Source organism: Allobosea sp. 2RAB26, assembly GCF_052115465.1.
Classification (GTDB): Bacteria; Pseudomonadota; Alphaproteobacteria; order Rhizobiales; family Beijerinckiaceae; genus Allobosea.
The window spans coordinates 199491-216895 of record NZ_JBFRGS010000003.1 but is presented as its reverse complement, the minus strand read 5'-3'; the positions used below and the strand labels follow the sequence as shown (position 1 = coordinate 216895).

Annotated in this window: 16 protein-coding genes; 7 read left to right on the top strand and 9 right to left on the bottom strand. The window is 66.5% G+C overall.

Annotated features, from left to right (window positions below):
* The first annotated feature begins 4 nt into the window (after nucleotides 1–4).
* On the top strand, nucleotides 5–571 hold the full coding sequence (locus AB4118_RS06750; protein ID WP_441489017.1) for a hypothetical protein: 567 nt from the start codon (nucleotides 5–7) through the stop codon (nucleotides 569–571).
* Between the two features lie 77 nt (nucleotides 572–648).
* Here AB4118_RS06750 and AB4118_RS06745 read toward each other — a convergent pair whose 3' ends face one another.
* The 3 genes from AB4118_RS06745 to AB4118_RS06735 form a co-directional block, all read right to left on the bottom strand.
* Entirely contained in the window at nucleotides 649–1638 is a 990-nt protein-coding gene (locus AB4118_RS06745; protein WP_441489016.1) for a magnesium transporter CorA family protein, read from the bottom strand.
* 100 nt (nucleotides 1639–1738) lie between these two features.
* Nucleotides 1739–2599 (bottom strand): SDR family oxidoreductase, encoded by an 861-nt coding sequence (locus AB4118_RS06740; protein ID WP_441489015.1) that lies wholly within the window; start codon nucleotides 2597–2599, stop codon nucleotides 1739–1741.
* Nucleotides 2600–2613: 14 nt separating this feature from the next.
* Entirely contained in the window at nucleotides 2614–3477 is an 864-nt protein-coding gene (locus tag AB4118_RS06735) for an SDR family NAD(P)-dependent oxidoreductase (RefSeq protein ID WP_441489014.1), read from the bottom strand.
* 74 nt (nucleotides 3478–3551) lie between these two features.
* Between AB4118_RS06735 and AB4118_RS06730 the strand changes: the two genes are divergently transcribed.
* Entirely contained in the window at nucleotides 3552–4340 is a 789-nt protein-coding gene (locus AB4118_RS06730) for a class I SAM-dependent methyltransferase (RefSeq protein ID WP_441489013.1), read from the top strand.
* 17 nt (nucleotides 4341–4357) lie between these two features.
* Here AB4118_RS06730 and AB4118_RS06725 read toward each other — a convergent pair whose 3' ends face one another.
* Complete coding sequence (locus AB4118_RS06725) at nucleotides 4358–6133, bottom strand: acyl-CoA dehydrogenase (RefSeq protein ID WP_441489012.1); 1776 nt, start codon at nucleotides 6131–6133, stop codon at nucleotides 4358–4360.
* A 162-nt stretch (nucleotides 6134–6295) separates the two neighbouring features.
* Here AB4118_RS06725 and AB4118_RS06720 point away from each other — a divergent pair, with 162 nt between their 5' ends.
* Nucleotides 6296–7294, top strand: a complete 999-nt coding sequence (locus AB4118_RS06720) for an L-threonylcarbamoyladenylate synthase (RefSeq protein WP_441489011.1) — start codon at nucleotides 6296–6298, stop codon at nucleotides 7292–7294.
* A gap of 70 nt (nucleotides 7295–7364) precedes the next feature.
* Entirely contained in the window at nucleotides 7365–8270 is a 906-nt protein-coding gene (locus tag AB4118_RS06715) for a LysR family transcriptional regulator (RefSeq protein ID WP_441489010.1), read from the top strand.
* Nucleotides 8271–8374: 104 nt separating this feature from the next.
* Here AB4118_RS06715 and acuI read toward each other — a convergent pair whose 3' ends face one another.
* Together acuI and AB4118_RS06705 are read right to left on the bottom strand one after the other, a co-directional pair.
* Entirely contained in the window at nucleotides 8375–9361 is a 987-nt protein-coding gene (gene acuI, locus AB4118_RS06710) for an acrylyl-CoA reductase (NADPH) (RefSeq protein WP_441489009.1), read from the bottom strand.
* 95 nt (nucleotides 9362–9456) lie between these two features.
* The gene (locus AB4118_RS06705) at nucleotides 9457–10692 is read right to left on the bottom strand and encodes an MFS transporter (protein WP_441489008.1); all 1236 of its coding nucleotides are present in this window, start codon (nucleotides 10690–10692) and stop codon (nucleotides 9457–9459) included.
* 302 nt (nucleotides 10693–10994) lie between these two features.
* On the opposite strand from AB4118_RS06705, the gene AB4118_RS06700 reads away from it, so the two are divergent.
* From AB4118_RS06700 to AB4118_RS06690, 3 genes are all read left to right on the top strand, one after another.
* Entirely contained in the window at nucleotides 10995–12251 is a 1257-nt protein-coding gene (locus AB4118_RS06700; protein ID WP_441489007.1) for a cell wall hydrolase, read from the top strand.
* 323 nt (nucleotides 12252–12574) lie between these two features.
* Nucleotides 12575–12820: a GDCCVxC domain-containing (seleno)protein gene (locus AB4118_RS06695; RefSeq protein ID WP_441489006.1), complete on the top strand. Its 246-nt coding sequence runs from the start codon at nucleotides 12575–12577 to the stop codon at nucleotides 12818–12820.
* A 310-nt stretch (nucleotides 12821–13130) separates the two neighbouring features.
* Nucleotides 13131–13727 carry a hypothetical protein gene (locus AB4118_RS06690; protein WP_441489005.1) on the top strand — a complete coding sequence of 199 codons (597 nt, stop codon included), beginning with the start codon at nucleotides 13131–13133 and terminating at the stop codon, nucleotides 13725–13727.
* Between the two features lie 83 nt (nucleotides 13728–13810).
* Here the strand turns inward: AB4118_RS06690 and nadC are convergent, their stop codons facing one another.
* The 3 genes from nadC to nadA are packed head-to-tail and all read right to left on the bottom strand — an operon-like array spanning nucleotide 13811 to nucleotide 17397.
* Nucleotides 13811–14665: a carboxylating nicotinate-nucleotide diphosphorylase gene (nadC, locus tag AB4118_RS06685; RefSeq protein WP_441489004.1), complete on the bottom strand. Its 855-nt coding sequence runs from the start codon at nucleotides 14663–14665 to the stop codon at nucleotides 13811–13813.
* 13 nt (nucleotides 14666–14678) lie between these two features.
* On the bottom strand, nucleotides 14679–16238 hold the full coding sequence (locus AB4118_RS06680; protein WP_441489003.1) for an L-aspartate oxidase: 1560 nt from the start codon (nucleotides 16236–16238) through the stop codon (nucleotides 14679–14681).
* Between the two features lie 55 nt (nucleotides 16239–16293).
* Nucleotides 16294–17397, bottom strand: a complete 1104-nt coding sequence (gene nadA / locus AB4118_RS06675) for a quinolinate synthase NadA (RefSeq protein WP_441489002.1) — start codon at nucleotides 17395–17397, stop codon at nucleotides 16294–16296.
* Nucleotides 17398–17405: the final 8 nt, after the last annotated feature.

Sequence of the window (17405 nt, the reverse complement as noted above, 5' to 3'; positions counted from 1 at the left end):
CACCGTGCTGCTGAACCGCAGGACATTGGATGGCATCGCAGCCGGGCGCGTCACGCTTGTGTTCCGCCGCTGGCACCGGCCCAGCGTCAGGGCGGGCGGCACGCTCCTGACGAGCATCGGCCTGCTGGCGATCGAGGGCGTCGAACCGGTCGCGGAGATCAGCGAGGACGACGCGCGTGCCGCAGGACATGTCATGCGTGAAAGCCTGCTTGCAGAGCTTTCGAGCCGCGAGGGCCAGCTCTACCGGATCCACCTGCGGCTTGCCGGGCCAGATCCACGCATCGCCTTGCGGGCGGAGGCCGAGCTTGGCGAGCCGGAGATGCACGACATCGAAACGCGCCTCATGCGCCTCGACACGCGCCGGGCCTGGACGCTGGCGACGCTCGCGCTGATCGCGGCTCATCCGGCACGGCGCGCACCAGAGCTTGCGGCACTGCTTGGCAGAGAAACCCTTCCGTTCAAGCAGGACGTGCGCAAACTCAAGGCGCTCGGGCTGACGGAAAGCCTGACGAGCGGCTATCGCCTGTCGCCGCGCGGGGAGGCGCTGCTCCAGCGCCTCCCGCCCCGGTGACGGAGCAGCGATCTACTGGATCGGCTCGACGCTGCCCGTGGTCGTGCAGACCTCCAAGGCAACCTTCAATCCAGGCGTCAGAGCCATTTTTTCCAGCGGAAGAAGACATAGGGTACGACTGCCGCGACGACCATCATGCCGATGGCGATCGGGTATCCGAACTGCCAATCCAATTCCGGCATCGTCTTGAAGTTCATGCCGTAGACCGAGGCGATCAGCGTCGGCGGCATCAGGGCGACGGCGACGACCGAGAACAGCTTGATGATCTTGTTCTGCTCGATGCTGACCAGACCCAGCGTGGCATCGAGCATGAATTGCAGCTTGCTCGAGAGGAAGGTCGCGTGCTCCTCGATGGCCTGGACGTCGCGGATCGAGGTCCGCCATTCCGGTGCGAAGCCGCTCGCGGCCTTCTTCGGCCGCTTGTAATTGGCCGACAGGAAGAGCAGCACGCGCTCGATTGCCACCATGCTCTCGCGCACATTCGAGATGATGTGCTCGTACTGGCCGATTTTCTGGATCACGCCCTGATAGGCGCTGCCCTGCTCGACCTCGGCCGCCTTGCCGTCGAAGATCCGGCGCGAGGCACCGTCGATCTTGTCGCCGACACCGCGCAGCACCTCGGCGGCTCGGTCGACGATCGCCTCGATCAACCCTTCCATGATGGCTTCTGGCTGCATGCCGCAGCCGCCCGGCTTGGCGACCCGGTTGAGAAAGATGCCGAAGGCACCGGGCTCGTCATAGCGCACGGTCACCAGCGCCTTCTCGGTCAGGATGAAGGTGACGTCCGCCAGCTTGGGGACATTGCTGTCCGACTGGCAGATCACCCGCGCCGTCATGTAATGGGCGCCGTTCTCGGTATAGATGATCTCGGACGGCTCAAGGTCATGCATCTCCTCGCGCGTCGGGATCGAGATGCCGAGATGGGCCTCGACCCGCTTGTCGTCCGTGGAGGTCGGATTGAGGAGATCGATCCAGACGGCTCCCATCGGGATCGGCTCATCCTCCGAGAGCGGGCGATGGGCCAACCGGTCGCCATGGTCGGGGCAGATGCTGTGGATCAGGAGCATAGGGGAGCGACTCGTCGGCAGCCGACAGGCCGCTTTGCTGCAGGGCAGGAACTCCAAGCCACCAACGATGTCAAACCGATGACGCGCCTCGCGGCGCGCTTCACACCCCGCCCTTCACACCGGCTGGCGGCTTGCTGTCGGCGGGCACGAAGAAGTCCGGCATCAGCGGCACTGACGGATCGACGCGGTAGGCCGAAAAGTCGGTGACGCCTTCGCCGGCCATGAAGCTGTCGTCGATCAGGAAATTGCCGGAAAACTGCCGCGACGACTTCAGGAAGATCATATGCGCCGCATCGGCCAGGATCTCGGGCGTGCGGCTCGCCTGCACCATCTTGTCGCCGCCGAGCAGATTCTGGACGGCCGCTGTCGCGATGGTGGTGCGGGGCCAGAGTGCGTTGACCGCGATGCCCTTCGGGGCGAGTTCGCCGGCCAGGCCCAGCACGCACAGGCTCATGCCGTATTTCGCGATGGAATAGGCGAGATGCGGCGCGAACCAGTGCGTCTTCATGTCGAGCGGCGGCGAGAGCATCAGGATATGCGGGTTCTCCGCCTTCTCCAGATGCGGGATCGCATATTTCGAGACCATGAAGGTGCCGCGCGTGTTGATCTGGTGCATCAGATCGAAGCGCTTCATGTCGGTCATCTGCGTGTTGGTCAGATTGATCGCGCTCGCATTGTTCACGACGATGTCGATGCCGCCGAAGGTGGCTGCCGTCTTGGCAATGGCGTCCGCGACCGCAGCCTCATCGCGCACATCGACCATCAGCGGCAGGCATTTTCCGCCGGCGGCCTCGATTTCGGCGGCGGCGGTATGGATCGTGCCCGGCAGCTTCGGATGCGGCTCGGCCGTCTTCGCGGCAATGGTGACATTGGCGCCGTCGCGGGCCGCCTTGAGCGCGATCGCGAGCCCGATGCCGCGCGAGCCGCCGGTGATGAAGAGCGTCTTGTTCTTGAGCGACATGGTCTCTCTCCCTCTCAATCTGGAATGGTGAAACGGGCCGGCTGAGTGCCGTCCTTATCGGTGAAGCCATAGGCTCGCGCGAGATCGGCAACATGCAGCACGGTCCCGGCGTGCCGGTTGACATCGGGATCAGCGGCGAGCGCGGCGACGGCCCTGCCGGCATAGAGTGGCGTCTCCGTCGTCTCGGCCGCCATGCCGGCATCCTGCACGCGCTCGGTCAGGACATGGCCGGGCGAGAGGCCGAGCGCGGTGACACCGTAAGGCCTGAGTTCCTGCGCCATGGCGAAGGTCAGCCGGTTCATCGCAGCCTTGGCGAGATCGTAGACGACATCGCCGAGATAGCCCGCACCGGTATCGAAACCCACGGTGACGATCAGCCCCTTGCGCATCTGGACCATGGCCGGCGCAACGGCCTTCGCCAGCAGGAGCTGCGCATAGACGCCACTCTCGAAGCCCTGGCCCAGCCGTGCAGCCGGGCGGCGCCAGAACGGCGTGCCAAAGGCCGATCCGTCGGGGTACCTGTCGCCGTCATAGCCCTCATTGCCGCCCCAGACCGCATCGACGACGCAATCGAGCCGGCCGAAGCGTCGCAGAGCCCAGGAGACAAGCTGATCGACCTCGCGCTCCTGCGTATGGTCGCAGCGATAGGGATGCCCTTTGCCGCCGGCCGCCTCGACCTCGCGCGCCGTGTCCTCAAAAGTCTCCGGCCGCTGGTCCGTGCGGGGGCCGGCCTCGCTGGAGCGGCCGGTAACGATGACGGTTGCCCCTGCTTCGCCCAGGGCCCGCGCGATGCCGCGCCCCAGGCCGCGCGAGGCTCCCGCAACGAGGCAGATGCGGCTAGCGAGCGGCGCTGCCGCAAGGTCGGCGCTGGTCACCACCGGAGCGACAATTCCGGTAGCGCAGACATCGGCAATCCTCTAGACGAACCGTCCCCCGAATCAGGAGAGCCGGAATGGACAGCGCAGACGTCGCCGCCTGCTGGGAGGCCAATGCCGAAACCTGGACGCGCCATGCGCGCGCCGGCTACGACCTTTATCGGGATGCCCAGAACACGCCGGCTTTCATGGCGAACTTGCCCTCCGTCAGCGGGCTCGAGGGCCTCGATATCGGCTGCGGCGAAGGCACCAACACCCGCGGGATTGCGCAGGCCGGCGCCCGGATGACCGGCATCGATATCGCGCCGACCTTCATTCGGCACGCACAGGAGGCGGAAGCTGCCGCTCCACTCGGCATCTCCTACCAACTCGCCGACGGCATGGATCTGCCTTTCGCAGATGGAAGCTTCGACTTTGCCACCGCCTTCATGTCCCTGATGGACATGCCTCGTCAGGATCTCGTCCTGGCTGAAGCGGAACGTATCCTGCGGCCCGGCGGCTTCCTGCAATTCTCCATCCTGCATCCCTGTTTCGCCACGCCACTCCGCCGGGTACTGCGGGACGAGAACGGCACTGTGCTCGGGATCGAGGTGCGCGAGTATTTCCGCGCCACCAATGGCGAGATCGAGACCTGGCGCTTCGGGGCTGCGCCGGCGCATGAGAAGGCCAGGGTCGAGCCGTTCAAGGTGCCACGCTTCCACCGCACGCTGAGCGACTGGATCAACCTCCTCATCACGACGGGCTTCACCATCGAGCATATGCACGAGCCGACTATCGACGCGGAAACCGCGGCGCGCGAGCCCTATCTTGCGGATACCCGCGTCGCACCGCTGTTCCTGCACCTGCGCGTGCGCAAGGCCGGCTGAGGCGCACGGCGCCCCGTTCACGCGGCGAAGACCATGTCGGCCTCGGTCACGGCGCCAGCGCCTTCCGTCACGGCGAGTTCCAGCCCCGGGGCCTCGATGGCGCCATGCTCGGCAAAGAAGCGGGCTGTCGCCACGGCTGCGGCGCCGGTCTCTTCAGTGCGCATGGCAAGCGCCTTCTTCGCCAGGCCGGTTCCACCCTGCGCCAGGGCGAAGAGCTTGAGATAGGGCGTCGCACCGGCGAGCACCTCGGCAGGTTTCGCCCCCATAGTCGCGAGCATCCACTCGGTTGCACGCTCCAGCGCGTCGACCGCGCTCTTCAGCCGATCGGCGGTGCGGCCGAAGCCGGGCGTGTTGGCCGCCGCAACCTCGTCCGCCACGCCCCGCATCTCGGCGATCAACGCCCTGACGGCATCGCCGCCTGACAGCGGCAGCTTGCGCTGCACGAGATCGATGGCCTGGATGCCGTTGGTCCCCTCGTAGATCGTGGCGATGCGGGCATCGCGCAGATGCTGGGCCGCGCCGGTCTCCTCGACATAGCCCATGCCGCCATGGACCTGGATGCCTGTCGAGGCGACTTCGACGCCGATATCCGTCGCATAGGCCTTCGCCACCGGCGTCAGAATCGCGGTTCGTTCGGCGGCCTGCTTGCGCTTGCCGATATCGGTCTCGCGATGCGAACGATCGAGCGCTTCCGCGACCATGTAGGAAATCGCACGCGCCGCCTGCGTCTTGGCCCGCATCTCCATCAGCATGCGGCGAATGTCGGGATGCACGATGATCGGGCTCATCGGCGCGCCCTTCGGCGCATCGAGTGCCGCGCCCTGCTTGCGTTCATGCGCGAAGGCGAGCGCCTGCTGATAGGCCCGCTCGGCGATGGCGACGCCCTGGAGCGCAACGTTCAGCCGGGCGTTGTTCATCATCGTGAACATGCAGGCGAGGCCACGGTTCTCCTCGCCGATCAGCCAACCGATCGCTCCGCCATTGTCGCCATAGGCCATCGAGCAGGTCGGGGAGGCATGGATGCCGAGCTTGTGCTCGATGCCGGAGCAGCGCAGGTCGTTATGGGCGCCGAGCGTTCCATCTGCGTTGACGAGGTATTTCGGCACGAGGAAGAGCGAGATGCCGCGTGTGCCGGGAGGCGCATCGGGCAGCCGGGCGAGGACGAGATGCACGATGTTCTCGGTCATGTCGTGCTCGCCATAGGTGATGAAGATCTTCTGGCCGGTGATGCGATAGGTGCCGTCCCCGGCGCGCTCGGCCTTCGAGCGCAGCGCGTTGAGGTCGGAGCCGGCCTGCGGTTCGGTGAGGTTCATCGTGCCCATCCACTCGCCGGAGACGAGCTTGGCGAGATAGGTCTCCTTCAACTCCGCCGAGCCATGGGCATGCAGTGCCTCGATCGCACCGACGGTGAGCAGCGGGCCAAGCGCGAAGGCGAAGGCGGCGGAGTTCCACATCTCGGTGCAGGCCGACTGCACCAGCGCCGGCAGGCCTTGCCCGCCATAGGCTTCCGGAGCCGGCAGTGCGTTCCAGCCAGCCTCGGCCCAGGCCTTGTAGGCCTCCTTCCAGCCGGGCGGCGTGGTCACCGCCCCATCCCTCAGCGTCGAACCGACCTTGTCGCCGACCATATTGAGCGGCGCGATCACATCGCCCGCAAATTTCGCCGCCTCGCCGAGGATCGCTTCGGTCATTCCGCCGTCGAGTTCGGGGGCCAGGCCATCGGCAACGAGCCGGTCCAGCCCTGCCACATGGCGCAAGGTGGCGACGATGTCCTCGACCGGGGCGCGATAGCTCATGGCCTTCTCCCTGAATGCCCTGCCCGCCTGGCAATGTGCCGGCGCAAGGTCTGCTGCCGTCGTTATGCGTTGACGGCGATGTTAGCGACGAACTATCCCCTTCGCCACGCGCCAGCCTCACGACTTTCCGCCATACGCACTGCCGCGCAACACAGTTTATATATGAACCATTCCAGGTCAACGGGCTCCGGGATACGTCCGACCCGCATTCTGCAGGCCGATGCCGAAGGCATTGCCGAGGCCGCGCGCCTGCTGCGCGCCGGAGGTCTCGTCGCGCTGCCGACCGAGACCGTCTATGGATTGGCCGCCGACGCGACATCCGGCCACGCCGTCGCCGGCATCTATGCGGCAAAGGAGCGGCCGAGCTTCAATCCGCTGATCTCGCATCTGCCGAGCGTCGAGGCAGCACGGCGCGAAGGCCTGTTCGATGCCAATGCGCTGGCACTGGCAAAGGCCTTCTGGCCCGGGCCCTTGACGCTGGTCGTGCCGGCTTCGTCCGCCTGCCAGGTCAGCGAGCTGGCACGCGCCGGGCTTGCCTCCGTCGCGTTGCGCGTGCCGTCGCATCCGCTTGCCCATGCCATTCTCGAGGCGGCGGGACGCCCGATCGCCGCCCCCTCCGCCAACCGGTCGGGCCGGGTCAGCGCCACCAGCGCAGAGCATGTGCTGGCCGATCTCGATGGCCGGATCGATGCCGTGGTGGATGCCGGGCCGGCCGAGGTCGGTGTCGAGTCGACGATCATCGCCTGCCTCGATGGGGCGCCCAGGCTGCTTCGGCCGGGCGGCGTCTCCCGCGCGGCGATCGAGGGCGTGATCGGCCGCCCGCTGGTGCTCGCCGGCGAGGCTGGCGCCGCACCGATTTCGCCCGGACTGCTCGCCTCGCATTACGCGCCCGCTGCCGCGGTGCGGCTGGACGCCGAAGCGCCCCGCACCGGAGAAGCCTGGCTCGGCTTCGGACCGGAGCCAGCGGGCTTCGTCGCGCCGGCGATTTCGCTCAACCTGAGCCCGCGCGGCGATCTCGCGGAAGCTGCAGCCAATCTCTTCGGCTACATGCGCCAGCTCGATGCGCAGGGCCCCAAGGCGATTGCGATCGCATCGGTGCCCGCGCACGGCCTCGGGGAAGCCATCAACGACCGATTGAGGCGCGCTGCGGCACCGCGCTGAGCCCCGCAAACAGCGCCTTGCAATTGCGCAAGATCTCGCGATGCTGCCGCCGCAACCGGAGCCTGCGTCGATGAAGTCCAATCTCGCCTGGGATGATTTCAGGCTGGTCAAGGCGATCGCCGATCACGGCGGGCTGACGGGTGCGGCTGCTGCTCTCGGGGTCAATCATTCCACCGTGTTCCGCCGGCTCGGGCAGATCGAGGAACAGCTCGGCCTGCCCCTCTTCGAACGCCACAAGACGGGCTATGTCGCTACCTGCGCCGGCGAAGAGATGGCCGTCCTGGCGAGCCGCATGGAGGAGGATGTCACCGCCTTCGACCGGCGCCTGGCCGGGCGCGATGTCGCCCCGTCCGGCGAGGTCCGCGTCACCACGACCGATACGCTCTTCCTCAACATGCTGCTGCCGATCTTCGCGGCGTTCCGCCAGGCGCATCCGGCGATCCGGCTGGATGTCGCCATCGGCTACCAGACGCTCAACCTCTCGAAGCGCGATGCCGATGTTGCGATCCGGGCCAGCGATTCGCCCGGGGAAACGCTGGTCGGGCGCCGGCTCGCGACGCTGAACTGGGCGATCTATGGCCGCAGCGAGGACGGGCTCACCTCGGAGGAAGCCGCCGATCCTGCCGTTCTCTTCGAACGGGACTGGGTCACACTCGGCGACCAGCTCGGTTATGTGAAGGCGGCACGCCATGTCCGCGACCATGTCGCGCCGGAGCGGATCGCGCTCAAATGCTCGGCCGTACTCGGCCTCACCGAAGCCGTCGAACAGGGGATCGGCATCGGCCCCCTGCCCTGCTTCATCGCCGATCAGCGCCCCAGCCTGACGCGCCTGACGGCGCCCAATCCGGATTTCTCGACGGGGCTATGGATCCTGACCCATCCCGATATCCGCAACGCGCCGCGGGTGCGTGCCTTCATGGACTTTTGCGGAAACGAACTCGCGAAGCACCGCGGCCTGATCGAAGGGACGGGGTGAGCCTTGGATCGCCGTGCGTCCTACCGGACGCAATGTGGCGATCCCTCTCTTTGCGTAGCATCGGACTTTTCCGAAAGGTGGATTCCACTTTTCGGTCCGGGGCTCTAGCCCACCTCGACCACCACCCGGCCCCGCACCTTGCCCTCGACGATCGCCTTGCCGGTCTCGATCACGCTCTCCAACGGAATCGTCGAGGTCATGGCAGCAAGCTTGTCGCGATCGAGATCGGAAGCCAGCCGCGCCCAGGCCTCGAGCCGGCGTAGTTTCGGGCACATCACCGAATCGACTCCGAGCAGCGAGACGCCTCGCAGGATGAAGGGTGCAACCGAAGCCGGCAGATCCATGCCCTGGGCCAGCCCGCAGGCGGCAACGGCGCCGCCATAGCGGGTCATCGCCAGCAGATTGGCGAGCGTATGCGAGCCAACCGCGTCGACGCCGGCGATCCAGCGCTCCTTGGCCAGCGGCTTGCCGGGGTTGGAGAGCTCATTGCGGTCGATGATCTCGGCTGCGCCGAGGCCCTTGAGATAGTCGGCCTCCTCGGCGCGGCCGGTCGAGGCGATGACATGCCAGCCCGCCTTCGCCAAAAGCGCGATTGCGACTGAGCCGACGCCGCCGGCGGCACCGGTGACCACGACCGGGCCGTCAGCGGGTTTCAGCCCGTGCTTCTCCAGCGCCAGCACGCAGAGCATCGCGGTGTAGCCCGCGGTACCGATCGCCATGGCGTCGGCCGGGGTCATGCCGGCCGGCAGCGGCACCAGCCAGTCACCCTTGACCCGGCTCTTCTGGGCATAGGCGCCAAGATGGGTCTCACCCGTGCCCCAGCCATCCAGGATGACGAGATCGCCCGGCTTGAAATCGGGGTGGCTGGAGGTCTCAACCCGGCCGGAGAAATCGATCCCGGGAATCATCGGCCAGCGCCGGATCACCGGCGCCTTGCCAGTGATCGCGAGCCCGTCCTTGTAGTTCACGGTCGAGTGCGTGACGCGGACGGTGACGTCACCCTCCATCAGATCGGCTTCGGCGAAATCCGTAAAGGCGAGGTTCGGGCCGGTTTCGCCCTTCGTCGCGACGAGCGCCTTAAAGCTGGACATGCATCACTCCTGTCGTGCCAACTGGTCACGGCAGGAGTGGAACGAGCCCGGGCAATCCGCAAGGCGCAAGCATGTGCGCCTTTGCCTCGTCCCGATCAGGCGGGCTGCGGCACCGCGCGCGTCACAGGCTTCTCGACGATCGGCAGGTTGATCAGGGCGGAGGCGACGCCCAGAGCGACCGAAAGCCACCAGACGATCTCGTAGGAGCCGGTGCGCTCATAGAGGATGCCACCGAGAAGCACGCCGAGGAAACCGCCGACCTGATGCGAAAAGAAGGCGAAGCCATAGAGCATCGCCATGTATTTCGTGCCGAACATCAGCATGACCAGCGAGGAGGTCGGCGGCACGGTCGAGAGCCAGAACAGGCCGATCACGACGCCGAAGGCCAGCGCGGTGGCCGGGCTTGCCGGCAGCAGGATGAAGGCCGCGATGGCAACCGCCCGCCCCAGATAGATCCAGGCCAGCAAATGGCGCTTCGGCATGCGGGAGGTCAGCCAGCCGGAGCCGAGAGAACCCGCCGCATTCGCGAGACCGATCACGGCAAGTGTCCAGCCGCCGACCCAGGCGGGCATTCCCGCATCCTTGAGATAGGCCGGCATATGCGCGGTGATGAAGGCGAGCTGGAAGCCGCAGGTGAAGAAGCCGAGCACGAGCAGGACGTAACTGCGATGCTTGAAGGCCTCCGTCAGGGCCTGCGTGACGCTCTGGTTCGGCAGGTTGACGGCCGAAGCAACCTGCCTGGCCTCTCCGGTCTTGCGCGTTCCCAGCATGATGGCGAGCGGCATCACCAGCAGCACCGAGCCGGCGAAGACGACAAGCGCCTGATGCCAGCCGATCTGCTCGATCATGATGTTGCCGATCGGCGGGAACAGGAACTGGCCGAAGGAGCCGGCCGCGGTCCCGGCACCGAATGCCATCGGGCGCCATTGCTCCGGCAGCAGCTTCCCGAAGGCAGCCAGCACGAGATTGAACGAACAGGCCGAAAGGCCGAAGCCGATCAGCACACCGGCGCCGAGATGCATCGTCATCGGCGTCGTGGCATAGGCCATGACGACGAGGCCGGCGGCATAGAGCAACGCACCGAAGCACAGCACCCGCACCGTACCGAACCGGTCGGCCACGGCGCCGGCAAAGGGAGCGCCGAGGCCCCAGAGCAGGTTCTGCAGGGCAATGGCGATACTGAACGTGTCGCGCCCCCAGCCGAATTCCAGCGTCATCGGGATCTGGAACAGACCGGCGCTGGCGCGGGGGCCGAAGGTGATCAGCGCGATCAGACAGCCGGCAGCGACGACGATTTCAGGCGCGTATCTGCGCCCAGTGGCCGCACTCATTGGGAGCTCCGACAATAGGACAGAAGGAGAGCAAGTTTAAACGTGTGGCTGCACGTTATCGTTTCGTCCCGCGCCGCAACAATGTCTTTTCGTGAAATTCCACATCACGGCCGCACATGGAACGCGGGTCGCCGAAGAACGCGCGCCTGAGCGCGGCATTAACCGGCTCTCAACCCTACCGGATGGATAACGGGATCGTCGAAAAGCGCGCCTTGGCTGCGCGGCCGACCCCCGGTGTTGTCAAGGCGGGCAGAGCGTTGAGTCAGTTGCGGTTACGGCGTCGCACGAGGCGAATCAGGGCGTTGGGTCTGAAATGGGCCCTGGCCACGGTCGCGCCCTGGGCGCTGTCCGTCGGGCTGCTGGTTTCCTTCACCGCATCCGCCGGGCAAAATCACGACGGCGACGCAATTCCCTATTCCATGCTGCGGCGCGCGGCGCCCTCGCCCGAATCCGTGCTCGAGGAAGGCCCTTCGATGCTGGTTGCGGCCAGCGCCTTCCGCCTGCCGGGCCTCACGCTGTCATCCTCGATCCAACAGGCTCATCTCTCCTTCGACGACCCCGAACGGCGTATCGCCATCGATCCGCGCCAGCCGCGCGAGGACATGAAGCGCACGGCAAGCGCCTTCCCCGAGGTCGACCGCAGCGCCAAGGGCGACCTGCTGCCGGGCCTGCGCCCGGGCCTGACGCTTACCCCGCAGCCACGCGAGCTCGAACGTGTCGTCTTCGGCGACAACCAGCCGGGCCTGATTTCGGGCGGCTTTGCGCTCGACGCCGTGCGCGAGGGCGAAAGCAGCGACGGTCCGCAAGTGGGGTTCGAGCCCTATGCCAATGACGAGGGACTGACCGACCCAGCCCTCTCGGACTCCTCGCCGAGCTCGCCGAAGCGGATCATCACCTCGCCGCGGGAAGCCGAGCTGAAGCTTGAGAGCATCGACGGCTCGACCCCCTCGGTTCCGCCCCCCTCGGCACAGTCCTCGTCGACTCCGACCGTGAACTACAGCGTCGCCACGATCGCGCGGACGACCCCGCCGGCCGTGGCCGCCGCACGGCCCGCCGCCAGCGGCAAGGCCGCCGCTCCCGCAACCAGCGTCGCGCGCAAGAGCGATCCGGGGCCGAAACAGATCTATACCGGGCTGATCCTGCCGGAGAACATGGCGCGCGAGCAGCGCTGCCTCGCCGAAGCCGTCTATTTCGAGGCTCGTTCGGAATCCGAGGAAGGCCGGGCTGCGGTCGCGCAGGTCGTGCTCAACCGGGTGAAGAGCGGGCTTTATCCGGACTCGGTCTGCGGCGTGGTCTACCAGAACCGGAACCGCTACCTCGCCTGCCAGTTCACCTTCGCCTGCGAGGGCAAGTCGCTGCGAATCACCGAGCCCGAGCCGTGGCGCGCCTCCGTGCGCATCGCACGCGAGGTCTTTGAGGGCACGACCTATCTCGCGGATGTCGGCGCCTCCACGCATTACCACGCGGACTATGTTCGGCCGTACTGGGCCAAGAAGCTGAAGAAAATGGACGTGATCGGCCGGCACGTCTTCTATCAGCTGAGGCCGGGCCAGACTTAGTCTATCCTGAATTTTCAACCGCGGGCCCTGACTCCAAACAGATTGAATACCGGGCTTGTTTGCGAGAATGCGGGGTCTTGGCTTGCGGGAGCGAGGCTGCATCGAGGCACCTCTGGCCGGCCCGGAGGTCACCCCACGGGCGGGCCCCCTGCCCTGGAAACCTCTGTCGGCTCCATGAGGGTGCTCAGCGAAAGCCCCTGCGCCAGGACCTGATCCTTCCGGGCAGCACCAGGCAGGACGCTCATGAAAGTCATCCTGTCAGCTTGACCCGGCCCGTCGCTTGGAATTGCATCTATGATGCCTCAGAACCGCGCGTGAATTGAATGCAGCTTCAGTCCCTGATTACCTGCCCGCATTGCGGACACGCGGCGGCCGAGACGATGCCGACCGACGCCTGCCAGTTCTTCTACGAATGCAAGGGATGCGGCGCATTGCTCCGGCCGAAGCAGGGCGATTGCTGCGTGTTCTGTTCCTATGGCTCGGTTCCCTGCCCACCCATTCAGGAGGCTGTGAACGGAGGATCCGGCAACTTGTCCTGCTGCGCCTCTCCTGGTCCGAGCGGAACGTGATCTGAGCCCGGGGGATACAGCCCGAAGCTGCGTCCATCTCGGCTGCACGCTGAACGAAATCGTTCTTGCCACCGTGCCCGGCCGGGACTTGCGGCCCGCTCTACCCTTGAGCCGGGAGGCTTCCGCTGCGTAGGGCTCGCCGGCCTGCTGCCTTTGCATTCCAATTCAGTATTCGAGGCCTTGCCGGACGCGCCGGATCATGGTTAATTTTACCTTGTTTTCGCGTTTACCTTGCGTTCATCACTGCCGGCTGGCTTTCTGCCTCCAACACGGCGGCGCCAGGACGCCGCCGGGGAGGTCGGAGTCAGACATGCGAGGCAAGGTGTTTTCCGCTTCCGCATTGGCCGCTTCGGTGGCTGCGGCCGCGCTGCTGCTCGGCGCCCAGGGCGCCCAGGCTGGCGGTGGCTGCTATGGCTCCGCCTGCTACACGCTGCAGCAGTCGCCCCCGGTCTATGGCACGATCAACGAGACCTATGTCGCGCGCCCGGCCCAGACGCAGTCGCGCATCATTCCGGCCGAATATGAATACGTCACCGAGCAGGTGATGGTGCATCCGCAGCGGGTCATCCCGCGCTATCGCCCGGCCCAGTACAGCACGGTTGCCGAACAGGTCCTGATCTCACCGGCGGGGCGTCGCTGGGAGGTGAGCCGCGATCTCTATGGCAATGTCACCGGTTGCTGGGTCGACGTGCCGGCGCGCTTCGGCATCCAGCAGCGCACGGTCGAGATCAGCCCGGCGAGCACCGATTACGAGACGCTGCCCGCGGTCTATGGCCAGCGTCAGCGCAAGGTCATGGTGCGCCAGACGCAGGTCGTGCACGAGACGATCCCCGCTCTCTACGAAACGCGCCAGCGCCAGGTGCTGATGAGCCCCGGCTCGCAATACTGGGCGCGCGGCCGCTATTGAGTTCACGCCTACCGAGAGTTTAGACGCAGACCCTTTTAACCACGGAAATGACCTTACGCCCCGGCTTCGGCCGGGGCTTTTTTTCATGCGATCTCGATATCGAGCCCGAGGTCGAGCACGCTGGCGGAATGGGTCAGGGCGCCCACCGAGATCATGTCGACGCCGGTCGCCGCAATCGCCGCGACAGTGTCGAGCGTGATGCCGCCGGAGGCCTCGACCTTCATGCGGCCGCCGACCATCGCAACGCCCGTGATCAGATCGGCAACGGACATGTTGTCGAGCATGACGATGTCGGCGCCTTCGACGAGGACCTCCTCGAGCTGGGCCAGGGTATCGACCTCGATCTCGATCTTGACGAAGTTACCGGCCTGGCGCTTGGCCGCCTGCAGCGCCGGGCGGATGCCGCCGGCGACGGCGACATGGTTGTCCTTGATCAGGATGGCGTCATCGAGCCCATAGCGATGGTTGCCGGCGCCGCCGCAGCGAACGGCGTATTTCTCGAACGCGCGCAGGCCTGGCGTGGTCTTGCGGGTGTCGACGATCATCGCCTTCGTGCCCGCGGCCTTGGCTACATAGGCCGCTGCCAGTGTAGCGATGCCCGAGAGCCGACCCATGTAATTCAAGGCGACACGCTCTGCCGAGAGGACGGAGCGGGCCTCCCCCTCGATGCGAGCCACAATGGCGCCGGGTTCGAGCCTGTCGCCATCCGACATGGCGGCCTCGAAGCGAACCGACGGGTCGTATTGCCGGAGGGTTTCGCGGGCGAAGGGCAGCCCGGCAACGATGCCGCTCTTGCGCGCGGCGATCACCGCGCTTGCCCGCTTGCCGGCCGGAATCGTCGCAAGGGTGGTGATGTCACCGGCTCGGCCGAGATCCTCGATCAGAGCGGCACGCACCGCTTCGGTGATGAGCAGGGGATTGAGGACGGCTTGGCTCACGTCGGGCTCCGGATCAGGACAGGGCGCGGCGCGCGGCAGGCGGCGCCGATAATGTCAGCTTGCTGCGCGTCGCCAGCGCCGTGCTGGCGTGCGGAAAATCGCTGCGCCAATGGCCGCCACGGCTCTCGCGCCGGGCAAGTGCGGCTGCAACGATGATGAGGGCGGCACTCGCCATGTTGACGAGCGTCGAACTGTCCGCAGCCTCGGCGATGGCCTGGAGCTGACGCGACGCGGCAAGCAGCCCTGCCCCGTCACGCACCACGCCTGCCCTTTCCGACATGATCGCGCGCAAGCGCTCGATCGCGCGCTGGTCCGCGGCCGTCGGCAGACAGGCCGCCGTGCCGCTCATGCGGACCGGCTTCCCCCTGGCTTTCATCACCAACGGGCGGCCCTTCAGGTGCTCGGCGACACGTGCGCCGAAAACCACCGCCTCCAGAAGGGAATTCGAGGCGAGCCTGTTGGCACCATGCAGGCCGGTGCTGGCCACTTCACCGGCGGCATAAAGGCCGGGAAGCGTCGTGTAACCATGAGCGTCCGTCGCCACACCACCCATGTGGTAGTGCTCGGCCGGCGCCACCGGCATGAGCTCGGTCGCTGGATCGATGCCCGCCTTGCGGCAGGCGGCGGTGACGGCGGGAAAGCGCTCGGAAAACTCCGCGCCGATCGCCGCCCTTGCATCGAGGAAGGCACCGCGCCCGGCCGCGATCTCGGCGAAGACGGCGCGCGCCACGATATCGCGTGGGGCGAGCTCGGCGTCCTTGTGGGCAGCCAGCATGAACCGCTCGCCAGCGGCATTGACGAGAATGCCGCCATCGCCCCGGATCGCTTCGGTCGCCAGCGGGGCGGGATCGAGCCCGAGCGCCAGCGCGGTTGGATGAAACTGCACGAACTCCGCATCGGCAATCGTCGCGCCGGCGCGTGCCGCCATGGCCAGTCCTTCGCCACGCGCCTCCGCCGGGTTCGTGGTCAGCGCGTAGAGATGGCCGATGCCTCCCGTGGCCAACACGGTCGCGACAGCATGAAATCGCGTCGCCTCGCGCGCCGCCCCGTGCTCGCCGCGCGCCAGCACGCCCGTGCAGGCGCCATCCGACAGAAGCAGGTCCTCGGCAATGAACCCTTCCCGGACGGTGATCGAAGGCGTCTGCCGCACCGCCGCAATCAGCGCCTGCATGATCGCGGCGCCGGCACCATCGCCGCCGACGCGGACGACGCGATGCTCCGAATGGGCGGCCTCGCGCGATTGCACGAGGCGCCCGGCGAGATCGCGATCGAAGGGGACGCCATAGGACAGAAGATCATGGACGCGTTCGGCAGCCTCATTGGCAACCATGCGCGCGACGGCCTCGTCGACGATGCCGGCACCCGCCGCGATCGTATCGGCAGCGTGTTTGCCGGCCGTGTCGCCCTCGGACATCGCCGCGGCAATGCCGCCTTGCGCCCAGCTCGAGGAAGAGCCCTCGCCGAGGGGGCGCGGCGCCAGCACCGTGCAGGGCAGCGGCGCCAGTTTCAGGGCCGTGAACAGCCCCGCCAGCCCGCCGCCGACGATGAGGATATCCGCTTGGATGTCAGGCATGAGGGCCAATCCGCCGCCAGGGCCCCTCCCCCCTGGGGGGAGAGGCATGCAGGCTTTACATCGTCAGGTTGACCATGCGCTCGACCGAGCGGCGGGCCTTCTCGGCCATCGCCGGATCGATCACCACCTCGTGCTGCATATAGACCAGCGATTCGAGGATCTTGGGCAGGGTGATGCGCTTCATATGCGGGCAGAGATTGCAGGGCCGTACGAATTCGACGCCCTTCGTCTCGGCTGCAACATTGTCCGCCATCGAGCATTCGGTGACGAGCAGGACGCGGCCCGGCAGCTCATGCTTGACCCAGTCGATCATGCCCTTGGTCGAACCGGCGTAATCGGCAACGGCGACGACCTCCGGCGGGCATTCCGGATGGGCAACGATCTTGATGCTCGGATCGGCCTCGCGGTAGCGCACGAGCTCTTCGGCGGTGAAGCGCTCATGCACCTCGCAGGCGCCGGCCCAGGAGATGATCTTCACCTTGGTCTGCGCCGCGACGTTCTTCGCCAGATACTGGTCAGGCACGAAGATGACTTCCGGCACGCCCAGGCTCTCGACCACCTGCACGGCATTCGAGGAGGTGCAGCAGATATCGACCTCCGCCTTCACATCGGCCGAGGTGTTGACATAGGCGACGACCGGACGGCCGGGGTAGCGCTCGCGCAACAGGCGGATATCGGCGCCCGTGATCGAAGAGGCCAGCGAGCAGCCGGCCTTCATGTCCGGCATCAGCACGATCTTTTCGGGGCTGAGCAGCTTCGAGGTCTCGGCCATGAAATGCACGCCGCCCTGCACGATGACCTCTGCCTTGGTCTTCGAGGCCACCTTGGCGAGCTGCAAGGAGTCGCCGACGATGTCGGAGACACAATGGAAGATCTCCGGCGTCATGTAGTTATGGCCGAGGATGACCGCGTTGCGGACCTGCTTCAGCTCGTTGATCGCCTTGATCGTCGGCGCGAAGAAGGGCCACTCCACTGCCGGAATGACGGCCTTGACCTTCTCGTAGAGATGCGCCGTCGCCGCCTCGACCTCAGGCGTCCAGGTCAGGTCGGGCATCGGCAGTGGCCGGAAGCGCGGATCGTCCCTGCGGCGCGCGACAGTGACCGGGGCGACAGCGTTGTCGGCCTCGAAGCCCCGAGACTTTTCCAAGCCCAAAGACATGGCATCCT